Source organism: Adhaeribacter swui, from assembly GCF_014217805.1.
Taxonomy (GTDB): Bacteria; Bacteroidota; Bacteroidia; order Cytophagales; family Hymenobacteraceae; genus Adhaeribacter; species Adhaeribacter swui.
In genome coordinates, this window is record NZ_CP055156.1 from 3,177,363 (window position 1) to 3,202,400 (window position 25,038).

The 25,038-nt window shown below is 43.9% G+C and carries 19 protein-coding genes; 3 read left to right on the forward strand and 16 right to left on the reverse strand.

Going from position 1 to position 25,038, the window contains the following annotated elements; all coding sequences use genetic code 11:
- Window positions 1–9: 9 nt before the first annotated feature.
- The 10 genes from HUW51_RS13495 to HUW51_RS13540 all read right to left on the reverse strand — a co-directional run bounded on the left by HUW51_RS13495 (window position 10) and on the right by HUW51_RS13540 (window position 13,384).
- Entirely contained in the window at window positions 10–3,255 is a 3,246-nt protein-coding gene (locus tag HUW51_RS13495; protein ID WP_185270168.1) for a SusC/RagA family TonB-linked outer membrane protein, read from the reverse strand.
- A gap of 481 nt (window positions 3,256–3,736) precedes the next feature.
- Window positions 3,737–4,814 (reverse strand): peptide chain release factor 2 gene (gene prfB / locus HUW51_RS13500; RefSeq protein ID WP_185270169.1). Its coding sequence is split into 2 segments (ribosomal slippage): window positions 3,737–4,753 and window positions 4,755–4,814, totalling 1,077 coding nucleotides; the frame shifts between segments, so codons are not numbered across the junction.
- A gap of 170 nt (window positions 4,815–4,984) precedes the next feature.
- Entirely contained in the window at window positions 4,985–6,049 is a 1,065-nt protein-coding gene (locus HUW51_RS13505; protein WP_185270170.1) for a branched-chain amino acid aminotransferase, read from the reverse strand.
- A gap of 183 nt (window positions 6,050–6,232) precedes the next feature.
- Entirely contained in the window at window positions 6,233–6,781 is a 549-nt protein-coding gene (locus tag HUW51_RS13510) for a cob(I)yrinic acid a,c-diamide adenosyltransferase (protein WP_185270171.1), read from the reverse strand.
- A gap of 56 nt (window positions 6,782–6,837) precedes the next feature.
- Window positions 6,838–7,551, reverse strand: coding sequence for an ABC transporter ATP-binding protein (locus tag HUW51_RS13515; RefSeq protein ID WP_317175600.1), 714 nt, complete (start codon window positions 7,549–7,551; stop codon window positions 6,838–6,840).
- A gap of 125 nt (window positions 7,552–7,676) precedes the next feature.
- Window positions 7,677–10,721, reverse strand: a complete 3,045-nt coding sequence (locus tag HUW51_RS13520; RefSeq protein ID WP_185270172.1) for a hypothetical protein — start codon at window positions 10,719–10,721, stop codon at window positions 7,677–7,679.
- Between the two features lie 16 nt (window positions 10,722–10,737).
- Complete coding sequence (gene gatC, locus HUW51_RS13525; RefSeq protein ID WP_185270173.1) at window positions 10,738–11,025, reverse strand: Asp-tRNA(Asn)/Glu-tRNA(Gln) amidotransferase subunit GatC; 288 nt, start codon at window positions 11,023–11,025, stop codon at window positions 10,738–10,740.
- Entirely contained in the window at window positions 10,967–11,770 is an 804-nt protein-coding gene (locus HUW51_RS13530; protein ID WP_185270174.1) for a lysophospholipid acyltransferase family protein, read from the reverse strand. The genes gatC and HUW51_RS13530 overlap by 59 nt, the downstream gene beginning before the upstream one ends.
- A 145-nt stretch (window positions 11,771–11,915) precedes the next feature.
- Window positions 11,916–12,470, reverse strand: coding sequence for an NUDIX domain-containing protein (locus HUW51_RS13535; RefSeq protein WP_185270175.1), 555 nt, complete (start codon window positions 12,468–12,470; stop codon window positions 11,916–11,918).
- 122 nt (window positions 12,471–12,592) lie between these two features.
- Window positions 12,593–13,384, reverse strand: a complete 792-nt coding sequence (locus HUW51_RS13540; RefSeq protein ID WP_228466616.1) for an FRG domain-containing protein — start codon at window positions 13,382–13,384, stop codon at window positions 12,593–12,595.
- A 426-nt stretch (window positions 13,385–13,810) separates the two neighbouring features.
- Here HUW51_RS13540 and HUW51_RS13545 point away from each other — a divergent pair, with 426 nt between their 5' ends.
- The 3 genes from HUW51_RS13545 (at window position 13,811) to HUW51_RS13555 (ending at window position 17,474) form a co-directional block, all read left to right on the forward strand.
- Window positions 13,811–14,800: an ABC transporter substrate-binding protein gene (locus tag HUW51_RS13545; RefSeq protein WP_185270176.1), complete on the forward strand. Its 990-nt coding sequence runs from the start codon at window positions 13,811–13,813 to the stop codon at window positions 14,798–14,800.
- 103 nt (window positions 14,801–14,903) lie between these two features.
- The gene (locus HUW51_RS13550; RefSeq protein WP_185270177.1) at window positions 14,904–16,400 is read left to right on the forward strand and encodes a sugar ABC transporter ATP-binding protein; all 1,497 of its coding nucleotides are present in this window, start codon (window positions 14,904–14,906) and stop codon (window positions 16,398–16,400) included.
- Window positions 16,401–16,499: 99 nt separating this feature from the next.
- On the forward strand, window positions 16,500–17,474 hold the full coding sequence (locus HUW51_RS13555) for an ABC transporter permease (protein WP_185270178.1): 975 nt from the start codon (window positions 16,500–16,502) through the stop codon (window positions 17,472–17,474).
- A gap of 659 nt (window positions 17,475–18,133) precedes the next feature.
- Here HUW51_RS13555 and HUW51_RS13560 read toward each other — a convergent pair.
- The 6 genes from HUW51_RS13560 to HUW51_RS13585 all read right to left on the reverse strand — a co-directional run bounded on the left by HUW51_RS13560 (window position 18,134) and on the right by HUW51_RS13585 (window position 25,014).
- A complete protein-coding gene (locus HUW51_RS13560; protein WP_228466618.1) occupies window positions 18,134–19,711 on the reverse strand; it encodes an aldehyde dehydrogenase (NADP(+)) in 1,578 nt (525 codons plus the stop codon).
- Between the two features lie 49 nt (window positions 19,712–19,760).
- Window positions 19,761–20,597: a fumarylacetoacetate hydrolase family protein gene (locus tag HUW51_RS13565; RefSeq protein ID WP_185270179.1), complete on the reverse strand. Its 837-nt coding sequence runs from the start codon at window positions 20,595–20,597 to the stop codon at window positions 19,761–19,763.
- Between the two features lie 460 nt (window positions 20,598–21,057).
- Window positions 21,058–22,314, reverse strand: a complete 1,257-nt coding sequence (locus HUW51_RS13570; RefSeq protein WP_185270180.1) for a DEAD/DEAH box helicase — start codon at window positions 22,312–22,314, stop codon at window positions 21,058–21,060.
- 226 nt (window positions 22,315–22,540) lie between these two features.
- Window positions 22,541–23,032 carry a hypothetical protein gene (locus tag HUW51_RS13575; protein WP_185270181.1) on the reverse strand — a complete coding sequence of 164 codons (492 nt, stop codon included), beginning with the start codon at window positions 23,030–23,032 and terminating at the stop codon, window positions 22,541–22,543.
- A 326-nt stretch (window positions 23,033–23,358) separates the two neighbouring features.
- Window positions 23,359–23,601 carry a hypothetical protein gene (locus HUW51_RS13580; RefSeq protein WP_185270182.1) on the reverse strand — a complete coding sequence of 81 codons (243 nt, stop codon included), beginning with the start codon at window positions 23,599–23,601 and terminating at the stop codon, window positions 23,359–23,361.
- Between the two features lie 111 nt (window positions 23,602–23,712).
- Window positions 23,713–25,014, reverse strand: coding sequence for an outer membrane protein assembly factor BamD (locus HUW51_RS13585; protein ID WP_185270183.1), 1,302 nt, complete (start codon window positions 25,012–25,014; stop codon window positions 23,713–23,715).
- Window positions 25,015–25,038: the final 24 nt, after the last annotated feature.

Below are 25,038 nucleotides of genomic sequence, written 5' to 3' on the forward strand. Positions count from 1 at the left end.
ATATCTTAATTAAAATCTAAATCTTAAGTTAACACCAATGTTACGGGTAGTTGGGTAAGAACCAGACATGTAGCCTTGGCCGTAGTTACCAGAACCTAAGTTATCTTCTGGGTCAGCATAAGGTACGTGTTTTTTAATGATCCATAAGTTTCTACCAGTTAAAGAGAAATCAACTCCTTTAAACGGTTTTAAGCGGCTGATAACATTAGCAGGCAGCGAATACGTTAAAGTAGCTTCTCTTAATTTAATAAATCCGGCATCGTACACGTGCATTTGGCGCGGTTGGTTATAGCCGTATACCCCTTCGGTGTTATCAATCCGGATATCATTGCGGGTACCATCTTCTTTTACACCGTCGAAGATAATTCCACCACCTTCACCCACTGGAGTACGGGAAGGATTGCCTAAGTCGTTATTACCGGCAGTTTCGGGGTACATACCAGTACCATAACCGTAGTAAGTATCCAGGTTAAACAATTGGCCACCATGGCGAACATCTAACAGGAAGTACAAAGATAAACCTTTATATTCTAAAGTGTTAGAAATACCACCTATCCAGCTTGGGTTTGGATCAGCAATTTCGGTAGTAGATGGCGATTGTAAATACAAACCGTTAGAACCAACTACTTTTTCGCCGTTAGCATTGTAAACATAACCAGTACCACGAAGCATACCAAAAGGACGGCCTTTAGTAGCGTTAGAAGAAACACCTCCTTGGTAAGTAGAAATTACTAAGTTTTCTGTTCCTTCGGCTAAAGAAATAACTTGGTTACGGTTACGGGTCCAGTTCGCATTTAAAGTCCATGAGAAGTTATCATTCTTGATAGGGTTAACAAAAGCAGTAACTTCAAAGCCTTTATTTTCTACTTCACCGGAATTTACGTAAGCAAAGTTAAAACCGCTGGTAGTAGATACCTGAATAGGAATAATCTGGTCTACAGTAGAGGCTTTGTAATAAGTAACATCAAAACCAACGCGGTTTGTTAAGAAAGACATTTCTAAACCTGCCTCAAAACTTTTAGTTCTTTCGGGTTTCAGGTTTGGATTGTTTCTGGTGTTAGTAAGAGAGAACAACGGAATAGAACCATAGCTACCTACCGATGGACGAGTAGAGCTGTTGATTTCCTGATCTTGTTTACCGTACACGTTGTAAATAGAGTAGACCGGAGCATCGCTACCTACTTCTGCGTAGTTTACGCGTACTTTACCGTAAGATAACCACGGTGAATCTTTATATAATTCAGAGAAAACAAAGCTACCAGCTACTGAAGGATAGTAGTAAATGTTATTTCCTTTTGGTAAAGTGGAAGATTGGTCTCTACGGGCAGTTAAATCTAAGAAGGCTAGTTCTTTGTAACCAAAAGTAGCGCTGGCAAAGTAACCATCAACACCCCATCTCTGATCGGTTTCAAAAGGAGGGTTTAATGGGTTTACTGAGTTAGATAAAGAGTAAATACGTGGTACTACCAGACCGCCATTGGTTTGTGCAAAAATGGTGTTAATCATTTGTCTGCGGTAGTTAGCACCTAATAAACCTTTAAAGCTGAAATCTTCGGTAATGTTTTTATCGAAGTTCGCAATCAGGTCGTAGTTTGCTTCGCGGGAAGTGCGGTTATAGCGGGAGTAAAATGCCGTACCGGTGCTACCTACAGCGTTTCTTTCTTCTTGTAATTCATCGTAAGAATCAAGGGTAACCCGACCCATTACGTTAAACCAATCGGTGAATTTGTAAGTAGCCATAATGTTACCAAAATAGTGGTAACGTTCGTCGTTTTCGTAGTTTTCGTAACGTACCCAGTATGGGTTGTCTGAGTAAATTGGACGTAAATCTGTAGCGCTACGTGGGTTCCAGGTAATATTTTGTTGGTTCCGGTTGTAAGCGTCTTTTAATTCTTTTAGGTCAACGTTGGTTTGAAACCACTGACGGAATTGCTGCATGGGGTTCCAAGAGTCGTAACCGGTACCATAACGGCCTAAACCATCAATTTTAGTAAAGTTAATGTTAGCGCTGGTAGTTAACTTTGGTGTTAAATTTAATGCACCAGCAAAGTTTACCATGTTTTTGTTGATCTTGCTATTAGGCAGAATACCTTTATCAGAAGTATTGGTATAGCCTAATTTAAAAGTTCCGGTTTCGCTGCCACCATCAATGGTAACGTTATTGTTAAAACCTACTGCATCCCGCAAGAAATAGCTAGGGCCATTTTTAGCGGCTGTCCACGGAGTTTTTTGAGCGTAAGTAGGGGAAGTTGGATCTAAGGAGTTCCACTGGTAAACTAATAAATTCGGGTCAAAAGCTGCTCCATAGGAAGCATCTTCGGTAAATGGAACGTACAAGCCAGGCTGGAAACCTGGACGGTTATATTGTTGGAAGTACTCGTCTTCGTTAGGGCCGTAATAAGCACCGTAGCCAGCGCCATATTTATCCTGGTATTTAACAAAAGTGCTTTTATCCACAAAACCCATGGTAGCACCTGTATTCAGGGTTACGTTTACATTACCTTTTCTGCCTTTTTTGGTAGTAATTAAAATTACACCGTTAGATGCCCGCGAACCATACAACGCGGTAGCAGCAGCACCTTTTAAAACACTAACAGAGGCAATATCATCGGGGTTAACGTCAGCACCTACGTTACCGTAGTCGTAACCACCACGGCCGGTATACTGGTCAGATGTATTGGTGTTGGCATTACTAATTGGCACACCGTCTACTACAAATAAAGCCTGGTTGTTACCGTACAAAGATTTAGTACCCCGGATAACCACGTTGGTAGAACCACCCAGGTTATTGTTTTGCTTAATGTTAACGCCAGATACTTTACCAGCCAGAGAGTTTACAAAGTTAGGGTTACGTGCTTTGGTAACATCAGCACCTTCTACCTGGGTAGCGGCATAAGGTAAAGAGTTACGGGTTCTTTCTACCCCCAAAGCGGTTACCACTACTTCGTTCAACTGGCGGGTATCAGAAGCCAACGTAACATTAATGGTTGTTGAAGCTCCAATTGGCAATTCCTGTGTGGTGTAACCAATAAAGCTAAATACTAACGTACCAGTAGCTGGTACGTCTAATGCATAATTGCCCTCCGTATCGGTGGCAGTACCCGTTGAAGTACCTTTCACCAGTACGGTTACGCCTGGTAAGCCCTGGTTCGACGCTGCGTCGATAACCCGACCCGAAATTCTCTTATCCTGTGCTAAAACAGTTTGAAAAAGTGTTAGCACAAAAAGAAAATTCATCAGTAGAATTTTTTTCATTTTGTTGGTTTTAGTTTGGTTTTTTGTAAAAAAATATAAAAACTATGTTCAATTTTAAAGATTTTCAACGAATTAACAAAATCATAACATTCCATAGTTTGCAGTGTTATATACGTGTATCTAGTAACAAGGATTCTAAGTTGCTGAAATTTAGTAGTTTGTGAAATAAAGGAGATTTTGGCTTAGCAGAAAAAAATTAAAAATTGTAAAATATTTTTTGCCTTTTTAATTAAAATAAATTTGCCTTATTTTTTAAATTTTAAATATTATCGTTTAAAAGGGTAAGAATTGAAAATATTTTAAAAAAATATATTCTACATTGAATATCCTGTAACCGCCAAGCATCTTAGCATTGCTATAAAAAATAGGCTTCCGAAGAAGCCTATTTTCCAATTTAAATTTGAATTTGTACTATACCAATGCTTGATTAAGTTTAGTTAATTGAAATAAGGGATGAATTTAATTAATACTATTTAAATATTTAACTCTGCATCAGGAAAGCTTTAATGTATTCATCCAAATCGCCGTCCAAAACCGTTTGTACATCGGTACGTTCTACCCCGGTTCTAATGTCTTTTATTAATTTATAGGGGTGCAAAACATAGTTTCGAATTTGGGAGCCAAAATCAATGCGTTTTTTGGTGCTTTCGAGTTTGTCCCGTTCTTCGTTGCGTTTATCTACTTCTATCTGGTACAAACGCGAGCGCAGCATGTTAATAGCGTGTTCTTTGTTCATGAGCTGCGAGCGTTCTATCTGGCACTCGATAATAATGCCGGATGGTTTATGCTTTAAACGCACGGCAGTTTCTACTTTATTCACGTTCTGACCGCCCGCTCCACCCGACCGGAAAGTATCCCATTCAATATCGGCCATGTTAATATCAATCTGAATGGTGTCATCTACCAAGGGGTAGGCAAATACCGAGGCGAAAGACGTATGCCGCCGTCCGCCGGAATCGAAAGGAGAAATGCGAACTAACCGGTGTACCCCAATTTCAGATTTTAAATAACCGTAGGCAAAGTCCCCGTTTATTTCTAAAGTAGCTGATTTAATACCGGCTCCGTCGCCAGCCTGATAGTTTAACTGGCGTACCTGGTAGCGGTGGCTTTCGGCCCACATAATGTACATACGCATCAACATTTCGGCCCAATCCTGGCTTTCGGTGCCACCTGCTCCGGGGTTAATTTCCAGAATGGCACTGAGCTGGTCTTCTTCGTTGCTGAGCATGCGCTTAAACTCCAGTTGCTCTACCAAAGCCTGAGTATCAGTAAACTCGCGGGTTATATCTTCCGGCGAAACGTCCCCTTCTTTGTAAAAATCAAATAATACTTCCAGGTCAGCGAGCCGGGTAGCTACTTCCTCAAACTGGTCGGTCCAGATTTTAACGGATTTTATTTCTTTTAAGGTAGCTTCGGCTTTTTTTGAATCGTCCCAAAAGCCAGGGGCTGTAGTTTGTTCTTCGGCTTCGGCTACTTCCGCTTTCTTGGTATCGTAGTCAAAGATACCTCCTCAAGGCATCAACGCGGGCCTTTAAATCTTTTATTTGTTCGGTGGTCATGGTTAAGTTAAACGTTTTAGGTAGTAAGTTTTACGGATAAAAATGAAAAATTTTAAAAAATTAAGAAAGGTAGATACGAGGGTAGGAACCATAAAAAAGTTGTAAGCCGTAAATGGTAGCCTTTACTTACCAACTTACGGCTTACAACTTATTATTTAAAATCTAGAAATCTAGAGCTGTACCATCCAATGATGAGTATCGGTTTTTTTACCGGTCCGGATATCATCCAACAACTGGGCCAACAGCGGCGAGTATTTGCGCTCACTAACCGGCGGTAAATCAAAATCCTGACCTTGATAGCCAATAGTTACAATCTGCGAAACTACCGCCGCCGTGCCGCAGCCAAAAGCTTCCTGTAAAGTACCTTGATTAATAGCATCCATTACTTCGGCCACAGATACTTTGCGCTCTTCTACGGGTATGCCCTGGTCTTTGGCCAACTGCAATATGCTGTCGCGGGTAATGCCTGCTAAAATGGAAGTACTTAAAGCCGGGGTTACCAAAGTACCGTTAATTACAAACATTAAATTCATAGTGCCCGATTCTTCGAAGTATTCGTGGGTTTTACCATCGGTCCAGAGTAACTGGTGGTAACCTGCTTCCAAGGCTTTTTGCGCCGGCAGCAAAGACCCTGCGTAATTGCCCGCCGCTTTAGAAAAACCAAAGCCTCCCTCTACGGAGCGTACGTAAGTTTCTTCTACTTTAACCCGTAATGGCGCCGAATAGTAGGCGTTAACCGGACAAGTAATAATGGCAAAACGGTATTCGGTAGCTGGGCGTACGCCCAGAAACTCGCCGGTTGCAAACATAAACGGCCGAATGTATAAAGCGCTACCAGCCACCGCAGGAATCCAATCGGCATCGAGGCGCAGTAATTCCGTTAGACCTTGCATGTACAGTTCTTCGGGCAAGGTGGGCATGCACAAGCGTTCCGCCGATAGATTCAGCCGTTCTAAATTAGCCAGCGGCCGGAAAATGGAAATGTCGCCTTGCTCATTTTTGTAAGCTTTTAAACCTTCAAAAATAGCTTGGCCGTAGTGCAACGCCGGATTAGCCGGGCTTAAGCTAAAGTTGCCGAATGGAACAATGGTAGGCGTTTGCCACTCCCCGTTAGCGTAATCAATAACGAGCATGTGGTCAGAAAACACGGCTCCAAAATCGAGATTATTAAAATCTACGGCCGATAACCGGGAGTTAGCTGTTTTCTGTATCTGAATGGTTTGGGTATCGAGCATAAACAAAAAAGTAAAAATTTAAAAAAACGGTAATTCGAAATCTAAAAAGAATAGTTTCTTCTTTATATAACGCGTAACTGGAGCAAAAGTAATAATTTTTTTGCCAATAAGTTGATTTTAGCAGAATTACCTGATCGGAAGTAGTAAAAAGGAAACGGAATGAAGCGCCTAGATTTTAAAAAATTACAAACGCGGCTTCCAGGGAATTTCTTCAGTTTGCAGATCCTGGGCCATTTGCCGACTTAGCACAAATAAATAATCTGAAAGCCGGTTAAGGTACTTGATTATGAGAGGCTCTACTAACGATTCTTCCTGCAAAGAGATAACCAGGCGTTCGGCGCGGCGGCAAACACATCGGGCTACGTGGCAGAACGAAACAGCCGGATGCCCCCCGGGCAGAATAAATGCCCGCAACGGTGGAAGTACGGCATCCATTTTATCCATTTCTTCTTCCAGCAAACGCACATCGGTTTCGTGTAAATCGGGCACTTTGCGGGTAGGTTTGTCGGGGTCGGAGGCCAACGAAGCTCCAATGGTAAATAATCGGTCTTGTATTTCCTGCAGCAGCTCTTTGCGGTTTTGGTTTACCGGCTGGTCGCGCACTAAACCCAGGTAAGAGTTTAGTTCATCTACGGTGCCGTAAGAATCAATGCGCAGGTGCGATTTTTTTACCCGCGTGCCGCCAATTAAGCTGGTTAAGCCTTCGTCGCCGGTTTTGGTGTATATTTTCATGAGGAAAAGATCAAATTTTAAAATTCCGGCCGAAAAGGTGTCCTTAAGCTAAATCGTTAAACCGGCATGGAATGACGAACTACTTCGGTGTTAATTTCATCCGATTCAATTAATCCGTCGCGGAGGCGCACAATCCGGTGCGCGTATTTGGCTATGTCTTCTTCGTGGGTAACCATAATAATGGTATTACCTTTAGCATGGAGGTTCTCAAAAAGCTCCATAATCTCGTAAGAAGTTTTGGTGTCCAAGTTACCGGTGGGCTCATCGGCCAGGATAATGCTGGGATCGTTTACCAAAGCCCGGGCAATAGCTACCCGCTGGCGCTGCCCCCCCGATAATTCGTTGGGTTTATGCTTGGCCCGCGGCCCTAAACCTACACTTTCCAGCGCCCGCAAGGCTTTTTCTTCCCGGGCACTTTTGCCGTAGCCCGCGTAAATCAGGGGTAAACTTACGTTATCTAAAGAGGTAGAGCGCGGCAGCAAGTTAAACGTTTGAAAAACAAAGCCGATTTCTTTGTTCCGGATTTCCGCCAGCTCGTTATCGGTCATGTTACTTACATCCTTGCCGTTTAATATGTACTGGCCGCCGGAAGGCGTATCTAAACAGCCCACAATGTTCATGAGCGTAGATTTACCCGAACCCGAAGGGCCCATAAACGCCACGTACTCGCCCCGGTTAATCTCAATAGATACACTTTTTAGCGCATGTATGGTTTCGCTACCCATCCGGTAAACCCGGGATATGTCTTTAGTTTGAATAATGATACTCATAGATCGTGGAAGTTAACCTAATACATAACGCCATGTGGCTACTGTAACGTGTAACCAAAAGCAAGCATTGTAGTTTAAACCGCTCATTTCCTGATTTTAAAATTTTAAAAAATAACCTTAAGGGGTTAGTTCCAATCCGGAAAAGACTCTTGTTTTTCTTTTAGTTTTTGCTCGTAGTTGCTGCGAAATATAGCATACTCCTCCGGACTTAGCAAGCTTTTTAACTCTTCGGCGGCGGTTTGCGCAAAATCAATAAAACCTAGTTTAAGGCTGGTAAAAACGTAAGCCTGGTACAAACGCGCCGAAAACGGATTGTATTTAATACTGCTCAAAAGCAATTCGTAAGCCTGATTATCGTTTTTCTGAGCCTGGCTAAAGTAATTGGCGGCAGCCAGAACGGCATCTTCCTGGTAAATTAAAGCTTGCGGAACTTGCCGGTACAAAGCAGCGGCTTGTTTGGGATTAATTTTTTCTGCGGCAACGGCTTGGAAAAACAATTTTTCGTTCTGGTGAGCCAAAGACAATCGCAGCTCCGGTACTAGTTTGTTTAACTCCGCCGTATTTCTTTGTTTAACCAGAATGGTAGCTTGTAACCGATTTAACTCCGGGGTAATGCTTTTATCTTTTTGGGCCAAGGCCAAGGCCGTTTTTGTAGTTTGGGCCGCCGCATTTAGGTTATTAGTCTGAATGTAATGCTGCGCCAGTTCGGCTTGCGCCAAGGCTTTAAATTTACCAGCCGATAAGGTATTAATCACCTTTTCAAATTCCGGGGTGGTTAGCTCGGGGCGATACAACGTGAGGTACGCTACTTTTAAAGAATCAGAAGCGGTAAGTACACTGCTGGTAGTTAAATTTAAAACATTAGCCAGGAAACTTGCCTGGGCTTTTTCTGCCGGATCGGTTAAATTGTTGCTGGCTTCTTGGGCAGCGGCATAAGCCGTGTTTTTATCGGGGGTATGTGCTAAAGCGTACAAATAAGGCAATTCCGCTTCGGGTAAACGCCGCTCGCGGGCTTTTTGAAAATAACTGGCTGCTGCCGGATATAGTTTTTGCTCCATCAGCCAGGTACCAATTAAATAATAGTAGTAACCGGCCGTACTTTCCGAAGCCAATGCCTGGTTCTCGAGGGTGTTGCGGGCTGCGTAAATCTGGCCTGAATAAAATTGCGCCAGGGCTTTTAATAAAATTAAGTTCTCTTGGTAAGGCGCATTGCCCGGCAGTTTAATTAATTGATCTAGCTGTTTTACTGTTTGCGGAGTAGCTTTAATTATATTTTGTAATGTACGGTGGTAGTAAAGGGCAAATTCTGAAGCCGAAAATGCTTTTAGCGTTAGTTCGGCTGAGGTGGGGGCGGGTGCCGGTTTTTCCTGTAAGATTTGCAGTAAAGTTAAATTGCTTTTTAAAGCCGGCTCATTGCTTTGTTCCCCGGTTTGTTCAGCCACGGCTAAAGCTTGTTGGGGATCGCTGTTTTTTAAAAAAAATGCTAACCGGTTACTTTGTACCAAATCTTTGTATTTACCCGAGGCGGCTTGCAGCGCCTGATTGTAAAAATAGGCCGTAGAATCCGAAAGGGTAGTGGTTTCGTAGAGCAAAGCTTTATTATTAAGCAAAGCCGGGCTATTGGGAATCGCCTGTAACCCTTGATTCAGCAAAAACAAATGGTTGAAAAAATCTTTTTTATCGGTTTGGGTAGCCGCCATCCGGACGTAAAGTTTCTCGTTTGGTCCGCCGGCTAAGCCATCCTTAAGTAAGTTAATTTCGGCGGTGGTGTAGGTGCGTTCCCGGTAAAGGCCGGCCAAAGCATACGTTGATTTTACGTTGTGGTGGCTGTAAATGGTACCTTCGGTGTAAAAGCGTTCGGCGAGTAAATTGTTGCTGGCGGCTTTGTAAAAATCGCCCAGGTAGTTGTAATAACCTGCTTCGGCTTTGTGGTACACGCTAAACGTAGATCGGAAAATAAGGGCCAGCAACAGCATGCTGCCCATAATATACACCGTAAAAAAAGGAATTTGCTTGGGGTCGAACACCACTTTGTACACCGCTAACCGCTGTTGAATTAACTTGTAAAAATTAAGTAGGATGTACAGGAAAAACAAAAAACCGTAAGCCAAGTGGGTGTAAACAATTACATCGGTAAAGGCCGATATGAGGGGCGTATTAGCCGTAGCAAAAGCATAACCAATGGTGAGTAAGCAATTAATAGCCAGCACCAGGTACAAGTAGGCAACCCCATTTTTAAAAGTAAAATACCGTTGGTATTGTATTTCGCGCCGTTGCCAGCCCCAGTAGCCGGCAATAATAGAAAGCAAAAGAATAATAAACGGATCGACGTAGTAAAAATCCAGTTGAATAATATCGGCGTTTTTTAAATAAAGCAGTAGTAAGTTTGCAAGGTACAACAGCCCGATTAATACAAAATGCCACAAGCCAAAGCGCCGTTGCGGCGAAGGTCCTTGGGTATTAATCCAAAGCAGGCCATGAATATTTTCAAAAGCAATTAAAAAAATAAACAAGCCGCTGGCTACAAAAGCTGCTAAACTGCTGTAATTTACCAATTGCATAGCCGATAAAGTTGCCGAATACTGCGACTGATTGCCGATAATAATTGCGATCAAACCCAGCAGAACGCAAAACACCAGAAACCGGATGGCTAGCTTTACCCGGGTAAAAAAAGCCTGGAACCCGTAACTCACCAGTACCAGTACCCCCAGTACTATTACTAATAAAATCTGATTGTATTCCTGGTTAAGGCGCAGTAAATCAAAGTTAAAGGTGGCCAGGTATATCATGGCCAACGCCATACAAATAATATAAGGCCACCGCGAAAAGGCACTGATAATGGTAAAGTATACCGCTAAGGCTAAGCTCAGAATAGCCAGAAAAACACTTGCCAGTTCCGGTTGGAGCACGGGCAAACCCACATCAAAGCGTTCTGAGACTAAAAAGCCGGTGATAGGAATTTGAAAAGATTGGTAAAGACTGTTAAACCGGGTGAGCGTAGCCGAAACAGGAAACAATTCCGCTTCGGGTTGCCAGGGCATAACCCGGTCGCTGCCGGTAAAATAGTGGAATATAGCCATTGCCAGGGCAGCTATACTCAAAACAACCAGTAAGTATAAAAGAAAAGGGCCGCCTTTACGCCGGCCGCCCAGTAGATTTTGTTCTGCCATTTAGGGATTTAAACGCTTAGTCTAACACTTTGGGTACTCTAAAATAGTCAGAATCTTTGCGCGGCGCATTTTTCAGGCCTTCATCGTGGGTAATAATGGTTTTTGCCACATCGGGGCGCAACACATTTACTTCTTCGCTCATGTGCAGCAGCGGCTCTACGGCCGAGGTATCCAGTTCGCGCAGTTTTTCCATCCAATCCAGAATTTTATTCAGGTCCTGCAGCATTTCCTGTTCTTTGGTTGGGTCAAATTCCAGACGGGCTAAATGTGCTAACTTCCGGATCGTTTGTATATCGGTGCTCATAATGGTTATGTAAACTTAAATCGGCTTGAATTATATTAAATACTTTATTTTTTAAATTTTCTAAATCGGCCAAAGTTAATCCAACCGTAGAAATCGGTTCAAAAAAGGTGATTTTTAAAGGGTGCCACTTCACAATAAATTTACCATCTACGTCGGGTAAAAAAATGTGATTGTAAGGCATAGAAACCGGTACAATGGGCACCTGCTTTTCGATGGCTAATTTAAAAGGCCCGTCTTTAAAGGGCAACATATCGTAGCCGGCATTTTCCGAAATGGTGCCTTCCGGAAAAATTACCACCGAACGACCTTGATCAATGGTGCGCCCCGATTGAATATACGATTTAGCCCGGCTTACGGCACTTCTGCGATCGACGGAGATATACAACTTATTGTAAATAGGCCCCCATAGCGGCACTTTGGCCAGTGAGCTTTTGCCCACAAAATTTAAATAACCGGGCACGCTGTTTAACAGCAACGGAATATCGATGTAGGAGCTGTGATTGGGGGTATAAATATAGGGCGTGTTGCGGTTAAGCTTGGTTTTACGGATAATGGTAAGGGGCAAGCCGTACATGCGCAATTGCGTAAAAGACCAGAAACGGTTTAAATTATGCGCGTACCGGTACCAGCGAGGCTTCTGGATAAATACCCAAAACAAAGGATACATTAGAAAGAACGGAAGCACAAACCAGATAACACACCAGCCCGCGTAAATTGCCCGTACTATTTTAACCAGCAGCTTCATGAAGGCAAAAGTACAAATATTCGGTTTAAGTTCACGGTTGGGGTGTATTTTTCCATTAACTGTTAACGCAGTAACACCAATTTTTAAAATTTTAAATAATTGTAAATCTCAAATCCTCGTTCGGTTATAGGTGGCTCAATTTACATTATTTCACCTGATTAATAATTTTATCGGCTTTTAAAATGCCGGCAATACTTAAGCCATCGGTAATTTCGCCGTCCATAACCATGCGTACCGCCTCGCTTAAAGGTACTTTTTTGATTACCAACTCTTCGGTTTCTTCGTGTTCCATTTCGCCAGCGGTTAAATTTTGGGCTAGGTACAAATAACCAAATTCGCTGGTAACGGAGTTTGACGTGTGAATGCGGCCCAGGTTAGTCCAGGTAGCGGCGGTAAAACCGGTTTCTTCTTTTAATTCCCGCTTCGCCGATTCCAGGGCATCAATGCCGTGCGGGCCGCCGCCTTCCGGTATTTCCCAGGAGTACTCGTTTAAGGGATAGCGGTATTGGCCCACCAAATACGTATTGCCTTCCGCATCGATGGGCACTACGCCAATGGCCATATTTTTAAAATCTACTACGCCGTAAATGCCGCGGCCGCCTTTAGGGTTAATTACCTGGTCTTCGCGCAGGCTTAGCCAGGGGTTTTCGTAAATAGGCTTGCTTGATAGGGTAGTCCAGGGGTTTTCGTGTTCGTTCATAGTTAAGTTGCAGGTGGCAAGTTACAGGTTGCAAGTTAGAAAAGTTAAAATTTAAAAAATGAGCATTCCGTTAATTACGCAGAAGTCCAATATCTAATATCTTGATAGTTATTTCTTTTTACTTAAATGGTGGTATAATGCCGGCGCAACCATTCGCTTAAACCATTCAAGCCCGGAAACAATACACGCTCGGTAATATTCGCCTGGTCCAATTTATCGCGGATTTCCCACTTTAACCGGGCCGGAATAATTATCCGGAAATACAAATCGGGCCGTTCTTCCAACCAATCGCTGAGTAAAGCTGTGGCGCTCGACATCATCGAAAACAAAGCAAACTGGTGCACAATGCGGCCGTCTAAAGAAGGCGGCTCCAGAAACAAAACGTAATCTTCTTCCTGAAAAGCGGTTAATTCTTTTAAAGAACTGCATACGGGCTCCAGTACTTCGGGCGTAAAAACGTTAGAACCTTCGGCTGATATGGCATCTTTTAAGACCGGCGGCAGATGTGCGTTTGACTTTACGTAGTTTACGCACCAGATTACGGCATCGGTATCGTAGTTAAGTAAGTTATTGGTGGCAAAATGCAAAGCTACAAACGGCGAGTACGTCCAGTCGAGGAGGCGAGTGGGCAAACCGTGGTGTTGGGCTACGGCTAGCCAGTTCCAAAGCGAATTGCCGGGAGCCGCGTCGCGGTGTGCGTATTTCCGGAAGTTGCGGAGTAAGTGCGGTTCCAGTTTCGGGTAATCGCCGCCCAGCCGGATTAAACTGGTTGATAATTCGAAATCTTTATTCCACATGCCCCGGTACACATAAGACGACCGGTAGCGGTTTATTTTATCGTCCCAGGAATCGTGAAACAGCGCGTTTTGTAATTCTTCCCATGATTTTACCAGAATATCATTATCCATCCGCATATGTTAAAGCCGCATTAAGTTTTCTGTCCCGTATACGCGAACCCGGCAAATTGTATGTTAAAAATTAAGCTCTAACCCAATTTTGAAATAAAGCCGAGCCAGCGAGTAAAATGCGGGAGTGTAAAATTAGGAAGTCTGGTGGCGCCAATCTGCCCGGCAATAAAAAATGGCCGAATCGTTTTAATAAAAATTTATTTTCCTATTTTCACCACGCGATGAGCTGGGTTTAAACAAGACTGTCCCATTTTAATTAATAAAATAATGGTTTCTGATCTTGCTCAAAATTGTAAGGAATAAGGCTGATTTTTAAAATTTTGCTATTCTGCCCCGTGGCTTATAAAAGGTGCTCCTAAGGTTTAATAATTAATATTTAAAATGATCATTAATCGAAACAATTTTTTTAAAAAAACACTGGTTTTGGGCCTGATGGCCGTTACAACCGCTTTTACTGCCTGTAACAATAATTCGTCTTCTACCCAGGAAAGTGGTAGCGCCTCCAGTGCAGCTTCGGGCGAACAGTTAAAAATAGCCGTTATTCCCAAAGGGGCCACCCACACGTACTGGAAAAGCGCGCACGCCGGCGCCATGAAAGCCGCTAAAGAACTGGGCAATGTAGAGGTAATCTGGCAAGGGCCGCAAAAAGAAGACGACCGGCAAATGCAGATACAAGTGGTGCAAAATTTTATTAGCCGGGGCGTTGATGGCATTGTATTGGCCCCCCTGGACGAGCGTAGTTTGGTGCCGCCGGTAAAAGCCGCCATTAAGAGAAAAATTCCGGTGGTGATATTCGACTCCGACCTGGCCGCTAAAGATTACGCCAGCTACATTGCTACCGATAACTTTGCCGGTGGTAAATTATGCGCCAAACGCATGGCCGAACTAACCGGCGGTAAAGGCAATATTATTTTGTTGCGCTACAGCGAAGGCTCCGCCAGCACCCACGCCCGCGAAGAAGGCTTTTTGGCCGGCATGAAAGAATATGCCCCTAACGCTAAAATTGTTTCGTCGAACCAATATGCGGGTGCCACCATGGAAAAAGCGTTTCAAGCATCGCAGAACTTACTCAACCGCTTTGCTACTGTAGACGGGGTTTTCTGCCCGAATGAATCGTCTACGCAAGGCATGCTGCGGGCTTTGCAAACTGCCGGTAAAGTCGGTAAAGTTAAATTAGTCGGCTTTGATTCTAACGAAACTTTGGTATCTGCGCTTAATCAGGGCACTATTCAGGGTTTAGCCTTGCAAGATCCGTTTAACATGGGCTATTTAGGCGTTAAAACCGCAGTAGCCGTTATTAAAGGCGAAAAATTTGAAAAACTGGTAGATACCGGCATTTCGATGGCAACAAAAGAAAACATTAACGACCCGGCCATTAAAGCCCTCCTTACGCCCGATTTAAAAACCTGGCTGAACGAATAAGGGATAGATCATAGTCCATGGCTGATGGTTCACGGAAAATAATTGGGTAGTTAGCTTGGGTGTAGAACATTCTAGTAAGTTTTTACTTAAAATTTAAAAATTCTTGCTGCTCTCTTTAGAAAATATAAGCAAAAGCTTTGGTCCGGTAAAGGCGTTAAAAAACGTGAGTTTACAAGTGGGGCAAGGCGAAGTGCACGCTTTAATCGGGGAAAACGGGGCCGGTAAAAGTACGCTCATGAAAATTTTGAGCGGCGCTTATACGCCCGATGGTGGTACCATGCATTTAGCCGGCCAGCCGTATGCGCCGACTTCCCCGGCGGCGGGCCGTAATTCCGGCATTGCCATGATTTACCAGGAACTCACGCTGGCGCCGCATTTATCCATCGAAGAAAACATTATGCTGGGGCTGGAACGCTCGTCGTTTGGGTTTGTGCAAAAAGAACGGCAACGGGTAAAAGAAGCGTTAAACTGGCTCGGGCAAGGCCATCTGGATATGGACATGCCGGTGAGCCGGTTAAGTTTGGGTAAACAACAACTCGTGGAAATTGCCCGTGCTCTGGTAATCGATTCCCGGATTGTAATTCTGGACGAGCCCACCAGTTCTTTAACCGCCGAAGATGCCCAGGCTTTGTTTGGCGTAATCCGGAAATTAAAAGAAAATAACATCTCAGTTATCTACATCAGCCACTTTCTGGAAGAAGTAATGGAAATTGCTGACCGGTATACCGTAATCCGGGACGGCGAATCCATTACGTCCGGTAATGTGGCCGAGGTAACTATTCCGGAAATTATCCGACACATGATTGGCCGCTCCGTCGAAGATTTGTACCCCCAAATTCCGCACGAAATTGGCGAGCCGGTACTTACAGTAGATAAATTGGTGACCTTGCCTTATTGTAAAGAAGTGTCGTTTACGTTGCGGCGCGGCGAAATTTTGGGTATTTCGGGCCTGGTGGGTGCGGGGCGTTCCGAAACCATCCGCAGTGTTTTTGGGCTAGAATTGGTGAAGAACGGACAAGTACAAATTAAAAATCACCCGGAATTGAACGCAGTATACCTGAATCCGGGCAAAGCTTTGGCCTCGGACCTGGATTTACTCAGCGAAAACCGGAAAGAAGAAGGTCTGGCATTAAACTTATCGGTAGCGGCTAATATTACCTTATCGGCGCTTAAAAAATACAGCAGGTTTGGTATATTAAATTTAAAAAAAGAATACGATACGGCGGCGGAGTGGTCGGAGAAAATGCGCATTAAATGCCGCGATCCGAAACAAGCCATTGGTAGTTTATCGGGCGGAAACCAACAGAAGGCATGCATTGCCCGGTTACTGCACCACGACAGTGATATTTTTTTCCTCGACGAACCTACCCGGGGCATTGATGTAGGCAGTAAAGCCGAAATTTACCGCTTGATTCAAACTTTAGCAGCAGCTGGCAAAGCCATTGTGGTGGTGAGTTCTTATTTACCGGAATTATTGGGCGTATGCGATACCTTAGCCGTGATGTACCGCGGGCAAATGTCGGAGGTAAAGCCGATACCCGCCTGGACTGAGCACGACATTATGTTATACGCTACTTCCGGAGCTGGCGTGGGTGCTTGAGCTGTAAAGTAAAACTAAACTTGCTCTTACCTAAAAATTAATTAATTGCTTATCAAGCAAGCGCAGAATTTTCGTACTGGTGCCTATTATTTTTAAAAAATGAATAAAGTTTTAGCCAAGTTCGGGCCTTTTTTCGGGCTTTTGTTTGTAATTATTCTCTTCACTATTCTTTGTCCGCCGCAGTTTAACTCCTTCGACAATGTAAAAACCATTCTTACGCAAAGCGTTATTGTGGGCATTGCCGCTTTCGGCATGACCATGATTATTATTTCGGGTGGTATCGATTTAAGTGTAGGTTCGCAAATTGCTTTGGGAACCGTGGTAATTGCTACGGTTATAAACCTGGGCGCAGGCCCCGATGCTACGGAGGTAAGCGGAATGGTGGCTTTTATGGCGGCTTTGGCGGCAATTGCGGCTTGTGCGTTGTGCGGCTTAATTATTGGCTCGTTTATCGCAAAGTTTAACATTGTACCCTTTATTGTAACGCTGGGTATGATGCAAATTGCCCGCGGCGTAGCCAAATGGATTGCGAAAGAACAAACCATCAGTTCGCCGCCCAACGGCTTGCAGGATTTGATGCTCCTGGACCCGGAACCCTCCTGGTTAATTTTTGCCCCGGGCGTTTGGATTACATTGCTGTTATTTGCGGTGCTGGCCATTATTTTAAAATATACCGTATTCGGTCGGCACATTTTCGCGATTGGCTCTAATGAACTGACCGCCCGGCTTTGCGGCATTAAAGTAAATTTTAATAAAGCCTTGATTTATACCATCAGCGCTTTGTTTACCGGTATTGCTTCGGTGATGCAGTACAGTAATTTAACAGTAGGCGACCCAACGGCCGCAAACGGCATGGAGCTCGATATTATTGCCGCCGTAGTAATTGGCGGTGGATCTTTAAGCGGTGGGGAAGGCAGCGCTTTAGGTTCTATTATTGGCGCTTTAATTATGGCGGTATTGCGCAATGGCTGCAACATGCTTGGTTTGCCCAACTACGTGCAGGAAATTATCATCGGGTTTATAATCGTGGGCGCCGTTTTAGTCGACCGTTTAAAACACCGGGTCAGCGCTTAATTTTTTAAAAATTTCTTTTTTGAGTGAAGCACTAGTCGCAATGCGCCTTTACTAAAGTTGCTTTGGCAGTAAACTAAAAGCCCATTTAGAGTCAATGATCATCATTCCCTCTGGATGGGCTTTCTAATTTTTAAAAATTTCTTTTGTTGTGTTTATACTACATAGGAAGAAGCAGTTGCTATTGCTGTTTTTCGTTGGAGCCTTTTCAAGCCTCCATGCTGTGGTGCTATCTAGCTTGCTGACTTCAAGTTTTGCCTCATGGCCGGCGGGCCTCGTTTAGCTATTTCGCACTCGCTAGCCTTCCTTTCCTCGACTGCGTCTGCGGAATTTTGCTGCGCAAAACCGGAACCCTAGCAGGTGCTCAACAGCCAAACTGGGATCGGTTGGGAGTAGCTCCTGTTTAATCCGGAAGAAAGGAAAGTCGTAGCTTAATGTAGCTAACACCAGTTTAGCCCTTTAGTTGTGCTTAGAGTTAGCGCAGCGCTCTAAGCACTTATCTCGGATTGGCGAAATAGGATAGGGCATTCGGATAAAGGCCAATCAGGAGATTGGCTGAACGAAAAATGGGTAGAGACCGCTAACGCGAACTCTACCCATAACTATCAAATCTGCCTAAAACGGCACTTATTCAAAATTTTAAAATTTTAAAAATTATATAATTAAATTTTCTCCTGGGTTTGTTTTCCGTTAACGTTGCGCCAGATGCCCAAAGGATTATCGTTTTTCAGTTCCGCCGGGAGTATGGTATCCGGGAAATCCTGGTAACAAACCGGGCGGCTGAAGCGGTAAATAGCGGCGGTACCCACCGAAGTGCTGCGGGAATCAGTGGTAGCTGGGAATGGGCCGCCGTGCACCATCGAAGCACAAACTTCCACTCCTGTTGGGAAACCGTTAATGAGTAAACGGCCTACTTTCCGTTCCAGAACATGAATCAAATCGGCGTAATCTTCTAAATCGGCGGGTGTGGCTTGCAAGGTAGCGGTTAAATGCCCGTGCAAACCGTGCGCAATTTCTAGCAATTCGTCTTTGCTGTTAGCCGAAATATAAACCGTTGACGGGCCAAATACTTCTTCGCCAATTTCCGGGTTGGCCAAAAATGTAGCGGCATCGGTTTGTAAGAAATGCGGGGTGCCGCCGCAAACGCTATCGTTTACAATGCCTTTTGCTAATACCGAAATACCTGCGGTTTCGGTGAGCCGGGCAATTCCCGCATCGAATGCTTTTTTAATGCCCGGTGTGAGCATGGTGCCGGAGGCTAAGCTGGAAAAAGCTTCGGTGGTTTTATTTACAAATTGATCGGCTTCTGCAGATTTTTGAGCTACTACTAAACCCGGATTGGTGCAAAACTGGCCTACGCCTAAAGTTACCGAAGCGGCTACTCCTTGGGCCAGATTATCGGCTCGCTCTTGCAGGGCGCCGGGTAAAATAAATACCGGATTGGTGCTGCCCATTTCGGCGTAAACCGGAATCGGTTCTGGGCGGCGGTTGGCGGCATCAAAGATAGCTTTGCCACCGCGGTAAGAGCCGGTAAAACCAATGGCTTTGATTAACGGATGTTCCACAATGGCCATCCCTACGGCCGTTGATTCGCCGTGTACCATGGCAAATACACCGTCCGGCATATTAGTAGCCTTAGCGGCGCGCAAAATAGCTTCCGCGATTAACTGCGACGTGCCCGGATGCGCCGGATGACCCTTTACAACTACTGTACAACCCGCGGCCAATGCCGAAGCCGTATCGCCGCCCGCAACTGAAAAGGCCAACGGGAAATTACTGGCACCAAAAATTCCTACCGGGCCCAAAGCAATGTTCATGCGCCGGATATCGGATTTAGGTAAAGGTTGCCGATCGGGGATGGCCGTATCAATGGTGGCATTTACCCAGGAACCTTCGCGGAGTAAAGCGGCAAACAAATTTAATTGACCTACCGTACGGCCACGTTCGCCCTGCAACCGGGCCGCTGGTAAACCCGATTCTTCCTGCACCAGAGTTAGAAGAGGATCGCCCAAGGCCATAATTTCTTCCCCGATTTTCTGCAGAAAGTCGGCGCGTTCGGCACCGGATTTTTTACGGTAGATCGTAAACGCTTTTTCGGCTTGTTCTATGGCCGCCGCAATTTCTTCCGGCGTGCTTTCGGTAAATTCCTGCGCCAGGTATTCGCCTTTGGCGGGATTAAAGCCCCGGAAAGTTTTAGGCTTTGCGGAAGCAGCATCTGCCAGCATTTCGTTATTTGTCATTTTTTTATTTTTAAAAATTTAAATTCGGCAGCAGTAAAGTCTACTTCATTTATCGTACGTAATTCACTAAAGTTCCTATCGGATCAATGCTAATCCGGATCTCGTCGCCACTTTTTAAGGTAAAATCGTTAGGTGGTACTATGCCAGTACCGGTCATGAGGTACGCGCCGTAACCAAAGCTGCACTCCCGGAATAAAAACTCGACAAGTTCCTGGTGCGAACGTTTAATTTGGTTGATGCTGATGGTATCGGAAAATACAGTTTTTTCTTTCCGGAGAATTTCTAAAGTAATATTGCCTTCTTTATTAATCTCGGTGTCGGTGAGGTACAAGCATGGGCCAATAGCAGCGCTGTTGTCGTAGGTTTTGGCTTGCGGCAAGTACAAGGGGTTTTCGCCTTCAATGCTGCGCGAGCTCATATCGTTACCGATGGTGTAACCGGCAATCTGGCCTTTGCTGTTAATGAAAAGCGTTAATTCGGGTTCCGGCACATCCCAGGTAGAGTCTTTGCGAATATGTACCGTGCCTAGGTGGCCTACCGTGCGGGCGGCGGTAGCTTTAAAAAATATTTCGGGCCGTTCGGCATCGTAAACTTTATCGTAAAAATCGCCGCCTCCGGCATCTTTCGATTCTTCCATGCGCGCATTTTTGCTGCGGTAATACGTAACGCCCGCCGCCCAAATTTCCTGGCGCACAATCGGCACTAGTAACTCTTCTTCTAACAATTTGGCGCCGTTGGCTTCCGGGCGAAGCCGGCTGATTTCATCTTTTAATACCTGGTACAAATTTTCCTGGTTAATAAACTTATCCCAGTCGGTATCCTGCGAAAGGTAAAAATTTTGATCTTCTTCGATGAGGATGCCGGTTTTAAGCCGATATAATTTCATAGTAGTTATTGTTAAAAGTACATAAACCTTTAAATATAATAGGAGCAATTGAAAAATGGGTGGTTTGAAAGAAAAAATTAAGCGCTTTTGTAAAATTCTTTTAGCTGGGCGTCAGCTATTTTACGGAGTTGCCGCTCATTTTTTAATACCCAGGCTTGCCGTAGTTAAAAGGTAAGGCTTAAGGTCGGAAAATTACTGAAGATTAAACTCTATTTTGCCGGTTTGTAGTGGGTAATTTACTTAAATTTTAAAAACTGGAGTTGCCCCGGGTAGAAAACCTTTTCATGGTTTTACGAAAAGATTACGGTTAATCTAACCCGGAAATTGCTAAAATGTTTTTAATAACTCAGCTACCAATACAGAATTAAGTTTAGGATAATATTAAACCGGAGGTAATAAAAAAGCCGTCGTTTAGGTAACGACGGCTGTATGGCTGAAAAGATCAGGTTTTTTAAAATTTTTAATTTTTGGCTTTGGCCGGGGCACCCCATCGGCGATTAGATTTTTTAAAATTGTTATTGTTTCGGGAGTTTCCGGTGCGGGTTTGCGTGGGCGGCGCTAAAGTAGGATTGGCGGCCGGTACCATCGGGTAAGGATGGTCGTGTACTACCGGAATGGTTTTGGCAATTAACTTATTAATATCGCGTAAATACGGTTGTTCTTCGGCGTCGCAGAAAGACCAGGCAATGCCGTTAGCGCCCGCCCGGCCGGTACGGCCAATCCGGTGCACGTACGTTTCGGGTACGTTGGGTAATTCAAAGTTTATTACGTGCGTTAGTTCTTCTACGTCGATGCCGCGGGCGGCAATATCGGTAGCTACCAACACCCGGGTTTGGCGGTTTTTAAAATTAGTTAAAGCACGTTGGCGGGCATTCTGCGATTTGTTGCCATGAATGGCTTCGGCGCCAATACCAGCCCGGTTTAAGTCTTTGGCTACCCGGTCGGCACCATGTTTGGTGCGGGTAAATATCAACGCGGTTTCTATGGAAGAATCGGCTAACAGGTGCAGCAACAAAGGCTTTTTATCGTTTTTCTCGACGTAATACACCGCTTGTTCAATGGTTTGTGCCGTCGACGAAACCGGGGTAACTTCTACTTTCACCGGATTTACCAGAATAGTGTCGGCTAATTTGGTGATTTCGGGCGGCATGGTGGCCGAGAAGAATAAAGATTGCCTTTTGGCTGGAAGTTTGGTAATTACTTTTTTAACGTCGTGCACAAAACCCATGTCCAGCATGCGGTCGGCTTCGTCCAGCACAAACAAAGTTAAATGCTGCAAACTAATAAAACCCTGGTTCATTAAATCGAGCAAACGGCCTGGGGTAGCAATTAAAATATCCACTCCGGCGCGTAACGCATCGGTTTGGGCTTTTTGCGGTACGCCACCAAAAATAACCCGGTGCCGCAAATTGGTATGGCGGCCGTAAGCTTCAAAACTTTCGCCAATTTGAATGGCCAGCTCGCGGGTAGGCGTTAAAATTAAGGCTTTAATGGGCCGGTAACTTTTAGTTGGCTTTTGCTGGTTATGCAGCAGTTGAATAATCGGAATGGCAAACGCAGCCGTTTTGCCGGTGCCAGTTTGGGCACAACCCAGCAAATCTTGTTGGTTTAAAACAACGGGTATGGATCTTTCCTGAATGGGAGTGGGATGCGTATATCCTTCGGTTTGGAGCGCTTTTAAAATAGGCTCAATTATTTGTAAATCGGAAAATAACATTCTTGTTTTTTGGTAAGCCAGGGTAATTTTTAAATTTTTTATCAATCACCGGCTTAGATGAAAGTATTGGAAAATGAAAAATAGACTAATAAGTGTCTATGCTCATAAGCATAGTTTTAGGTAGATGGTTCAATTTAGGGTAGAACAGGTGAAACATGGGGCAATCTACAAATAAAAAAGGTAGATTAGAGAATCTACCTTTTTTACTCGTGTAATATTATAGAACTTATTTGTTCGTATTCCAGGCTTCGTATTGTTGCGTGCCAATATCCTGGCTAAATACTTTCCGGAGGCTTACCTTTTTATCTTCTTTAATTTCTACGTTCGTGTAAGTATAAGCCAGGCTACCTTTCTGATCAGATTTATTAATAAACACATAAACCAGGTACTTGCCCGTTTCTACTTTTTCCCGCATGTTAATGCCAATAGCGCCGTATTCGGCACTCACATACTTATTCGTATTTTTATCTAAAATGCGGCCCAGGTATATTTCAGAGCCAGAAGAAGTTAAATCTAAATTCCGGTTATCTGTTTTCCACATCCAAATGGTACACTGAATGGGAGTATTGGTGGTTTGACCGGTAGCTGGATCCGCAGAAATTTTAAAAAATCCTAGATCAATGTCGCCGGTTGGAATAGGCTTTACTTCATCATCTTTTTTGCAGCCGCCAAATACCAGTAAAGTTAAAAGGGTGAGAACGGAAAGTAAATTTTTCATAAGGGTTTAAAATTAAAGTAATCATACTACGCTGCACCGGAACAATATTGTTAATGCAGAATATTTTATTTATTCAGTAAAAACCATGCCAACTACTGTCCAGAAAAAGAATAGTATCTTGATTAAACCTAATGGGGTATAATTAAAGTTCAATCTAATGAACGTGACCCCAGGGTAATTAACGAGGCGAAAAAAGCAGGAAAAATGCCGAAGTAAGTGGAGTATAATTAAAAAACGGGGCAACAAAATTTTAAAAATTGCTGTTGTCCCGTTCTTATCAAAGTGCCAGTAGGTGCTTTAGGTAGTTAAAAAGCTAAATAAAAGTTTTATTTAGTCCGGAGATTGTTGGCGGTGCTGCCGTCCAGTTGTTCGGCGTCCCACTCGTTTTCGGCGCCCACGTTACCCGCCTGTTCTTTTCCTTCGTATTCCCGGTCAAAAACATCGGTATTGGTTTGGTTGCTTTGCAGCGGGTCCAGGTGATCGTTGGAAATTACGTTACTTTCGTCGGTGTTCGTAATGAGTTCGTTATCTGCGGGTGGTTGTACGGGTTCGGTTTTGTTCGTTTCCATAAAAAGCTTTTTCTTTCTTTTTACGGGAAAACAACAGAACCGGCGAAGTTTATCCCGGATTCTTCAGCGAAAGTAGTTTTAACTGAAGCTGAATGAGGTGCTTCAGCTTGCTTATTCTTTGGCCGTATTCGCTTCGGAGCGTAACGAAACGTTGCCCGAAACCAGGATTTTACCGCCTTTTTTAATGGTGGCAATGGCATTATCTATTTTATAGCCTTTGTTTTGAAACTCAGCCCGGTGTAGTTCTAATACATCAATGGCTTTTTGGCGTTGGTTGCGGGCCAGCAACGGTTGCACTTTTAACAAAAGCACTTTTAACGCCTGGTCGGTGGGAGCGGCTAATTTTAAATAGGCGTCTACCTGGTCGTCTTTAAAACCCTGAAAATTATTTAAAATCATGTTTAACCCGAAAGTAGCCAGCTCTACGTCGTTTTGCACGTCGTTTTTATAAGGGTAATCGGGGTACTTGGTTAAAAATTGGGTGTATACTTCGGGGTCGCCGCTTTCGGTGTATAAAATATAAATCTTGTTCCAAGCTTCGTATATCTTTTTACTGTTCGGGTATTTTTGAATGTACCGCTCGTATTCCGGAATAGAAGGAAAGGACGTGTACTTGGCAAAAATACTGTCTTCGGCAATTTTTACGAACTTACTATCGGGGTAGTTATCAATGTAAGCTTCGTAGCTGGTTTCGGTATCGTCGGCGGTTAAATGTTTAAATAAAGCTACTTCGTACTTTTCCTTGGCCTCTTCTATGTAAGGACTTTCGGGGTAATTATCGATAAAAAACTTATAGGCTTTATAATCTTTCGATTCAGTGGCTTTGGTGTAAATTAACTTGTCGTACTTTTTTTTAACCGCTTCTTTGTTCTTGGAATTAGGGTATTTTTTTAAAAATTCGCTGTAAGCTTTATCGGTGTTTTCGCGGATGGTTTCTTCAAAGGCCAAGTCCTCTTTTAACTGTTCTGCTTTATCGAGGTAAACCGAGGTTTTATGCACATCCATGTATTCTTGCAAAGCATCCAAGTCTTTTTGCTCGGCTACCTGCACAAAAGCTACCGAATCGATCAGGGTTTGTTGGTTGGCAATGGCCTGCTCATCAATTTTTAATTTGCTCAACTTTTTTTTAGTTTTATCGCTGGCCATTGGGTAGGCGCCCCGGGCATCAATAATGTGCACGTATGCTTTTTCTAAGTCGCGGGCGGCAAATTCGGGTAGACTCAGCAACTTGCTTAAACCATATAAAGCCGCAACATCGTCGGGGTTTTTAGCCAGTGCCTGGTTAAAAATTGTTAAAGCTTTATCGTAATTCTTCTTTTCCAGGGCTTTCAGGCCATCGTCGTAGGCTTGCGCTTGTCCGGCAAAACCAGTAATCAAAAAACAGAAAAAAGAAAAACGTAAAAAGGCGCGCATGGAGGAATTTAAAAATTGACGGTT

What these genes read in the sequence shown, in the direction of transcription:
- HUW51_RS13535 (WP_185270175.1), bottom strand. Translation starts at nt 12,470, where the DNA reads ATGAACGAACACGAAAACCCCTGGACTACCCTATCAAGCAAGCCTATT.
- HUW51_RS13540 (WP_228466616.1), bottom strand. Translation starts at nt 13,384, where the DNA reads ATGCGGATGGATAATGATATTCTGGTAAAATCATGGGAAGAATTACAA.
- HUW51_RS13545 (WP_185270176.1), top strand. Translation starts at nt 13,811, where the DNA reads ATGGCCGTTACAACCGCTTTTACTGCCTGTAACAATAATTCGTCTTCT.
- HUW51_RS13515 (WP_317175600.1), bottom strand. Translation starts at nt 7,551, where the DNA reads ATGAGTATCATTATTCAAACTAAAGACATATCCCGGGTTTACCGGATG.
- HUW51_RS13585 (WP_185270183.1), bottom strand. Translation starts at nt 25,014, where the DNA reads ATGCGCGCCTTTTTACGTTTTTCTTTTTTCTGTTTTTTGATTACTGGT.
- HUW51_RS13510 (WP_185270171.1), bottom strand. Translation starts at nt 6,781, where the DNA reads ATGAAAATATACACCAAAACCGGCGACGAAGGCTTAACCAGCTTAATT.
- HUW51_RS13565 (WP_185270179.1), bottom strand. Translation starts at nt 20,597, where the DNA reads ATGAAATTATATCGGCTTAAAACCGGCATCCTCATCGAAGAAGATCAA.
- HUW51_RS13520 (WP_185270172.1), bottom strand. Translation starts at nt 10,721, where the DNA reads ATGGCAGAACAAAATCTACTGGGCGGCCGGCGTAAAGGCGGCCCTTTT.
- HUW51_RS13575 (WP_185270181.1), bottom strand. Translation starts at nt 23,032, where the DNA reads ATGAAAAATTTACTTTCCGTTCTCACCCTTTTAACTTTACTGGTATTT.
- HUW51_RS13505 (WP_185270170.1), bottom strand. Translation starts at nt 6,049, where the DNA reads ATGCTCGATACCCAAACCATTCAGATACAGAAAACAGCTAACTCCCGG.
- gatC (WP_185270173.1), bottom strand. Translation starts at nt 11,025, where the DNA reads ATGAGCACCGATATACAAACGATCCGGAAGTTAGCACATTTAGCCCGT.
- HUW51_RS13580 (WP_185270182.1), bottom strand. Translation starts at nt 23,601, where the DNA reads ATGGAAACGAACAAAACCGAACCCGTACAACCACCCGCAGATAACGAA.
- HUW51_RS13570 (WP_185270180.1), bottom strand. Translation starts at nt 22,314, where the DNA reads ATGTTATTTTCCGATTTACAAATAATTGAGCCTATTTTAAAAGCGCTC.
- HUW51_RS13560 (WP_228466618.1), bottom strand. Translation starts at nt 19,711, where the DNA reads ATGACAAATAACGAAATGCTGGCAGATGCTGCTTCCGCAAAGCCTAAA.
- HUW51_RS13495 (WP_185270168.1), bottom strand. Translation starts at nt 3,255, where the DNA reads ATGAAAAAAATTCTACTGATGAATTTTCTTTTTGTGCTAACACTTTTT.
- HUW51_RS13530 (WP_185270174.1), bottom strand. Translation starts at nt 11,770, where the DNA reads ATGAAGCTGCTGGTTAAAATAGTACGGGCAATTTACGCGGGCTGGTGT.
- HUW51_RS13555 (WP_185270178.1), top strand. Translation starts at nt 16,500, where the DNA reads ATGAATAAAGTTTTAGCCAAGTTCGGGCCTTTTTTCGGGCTTTTGTTT.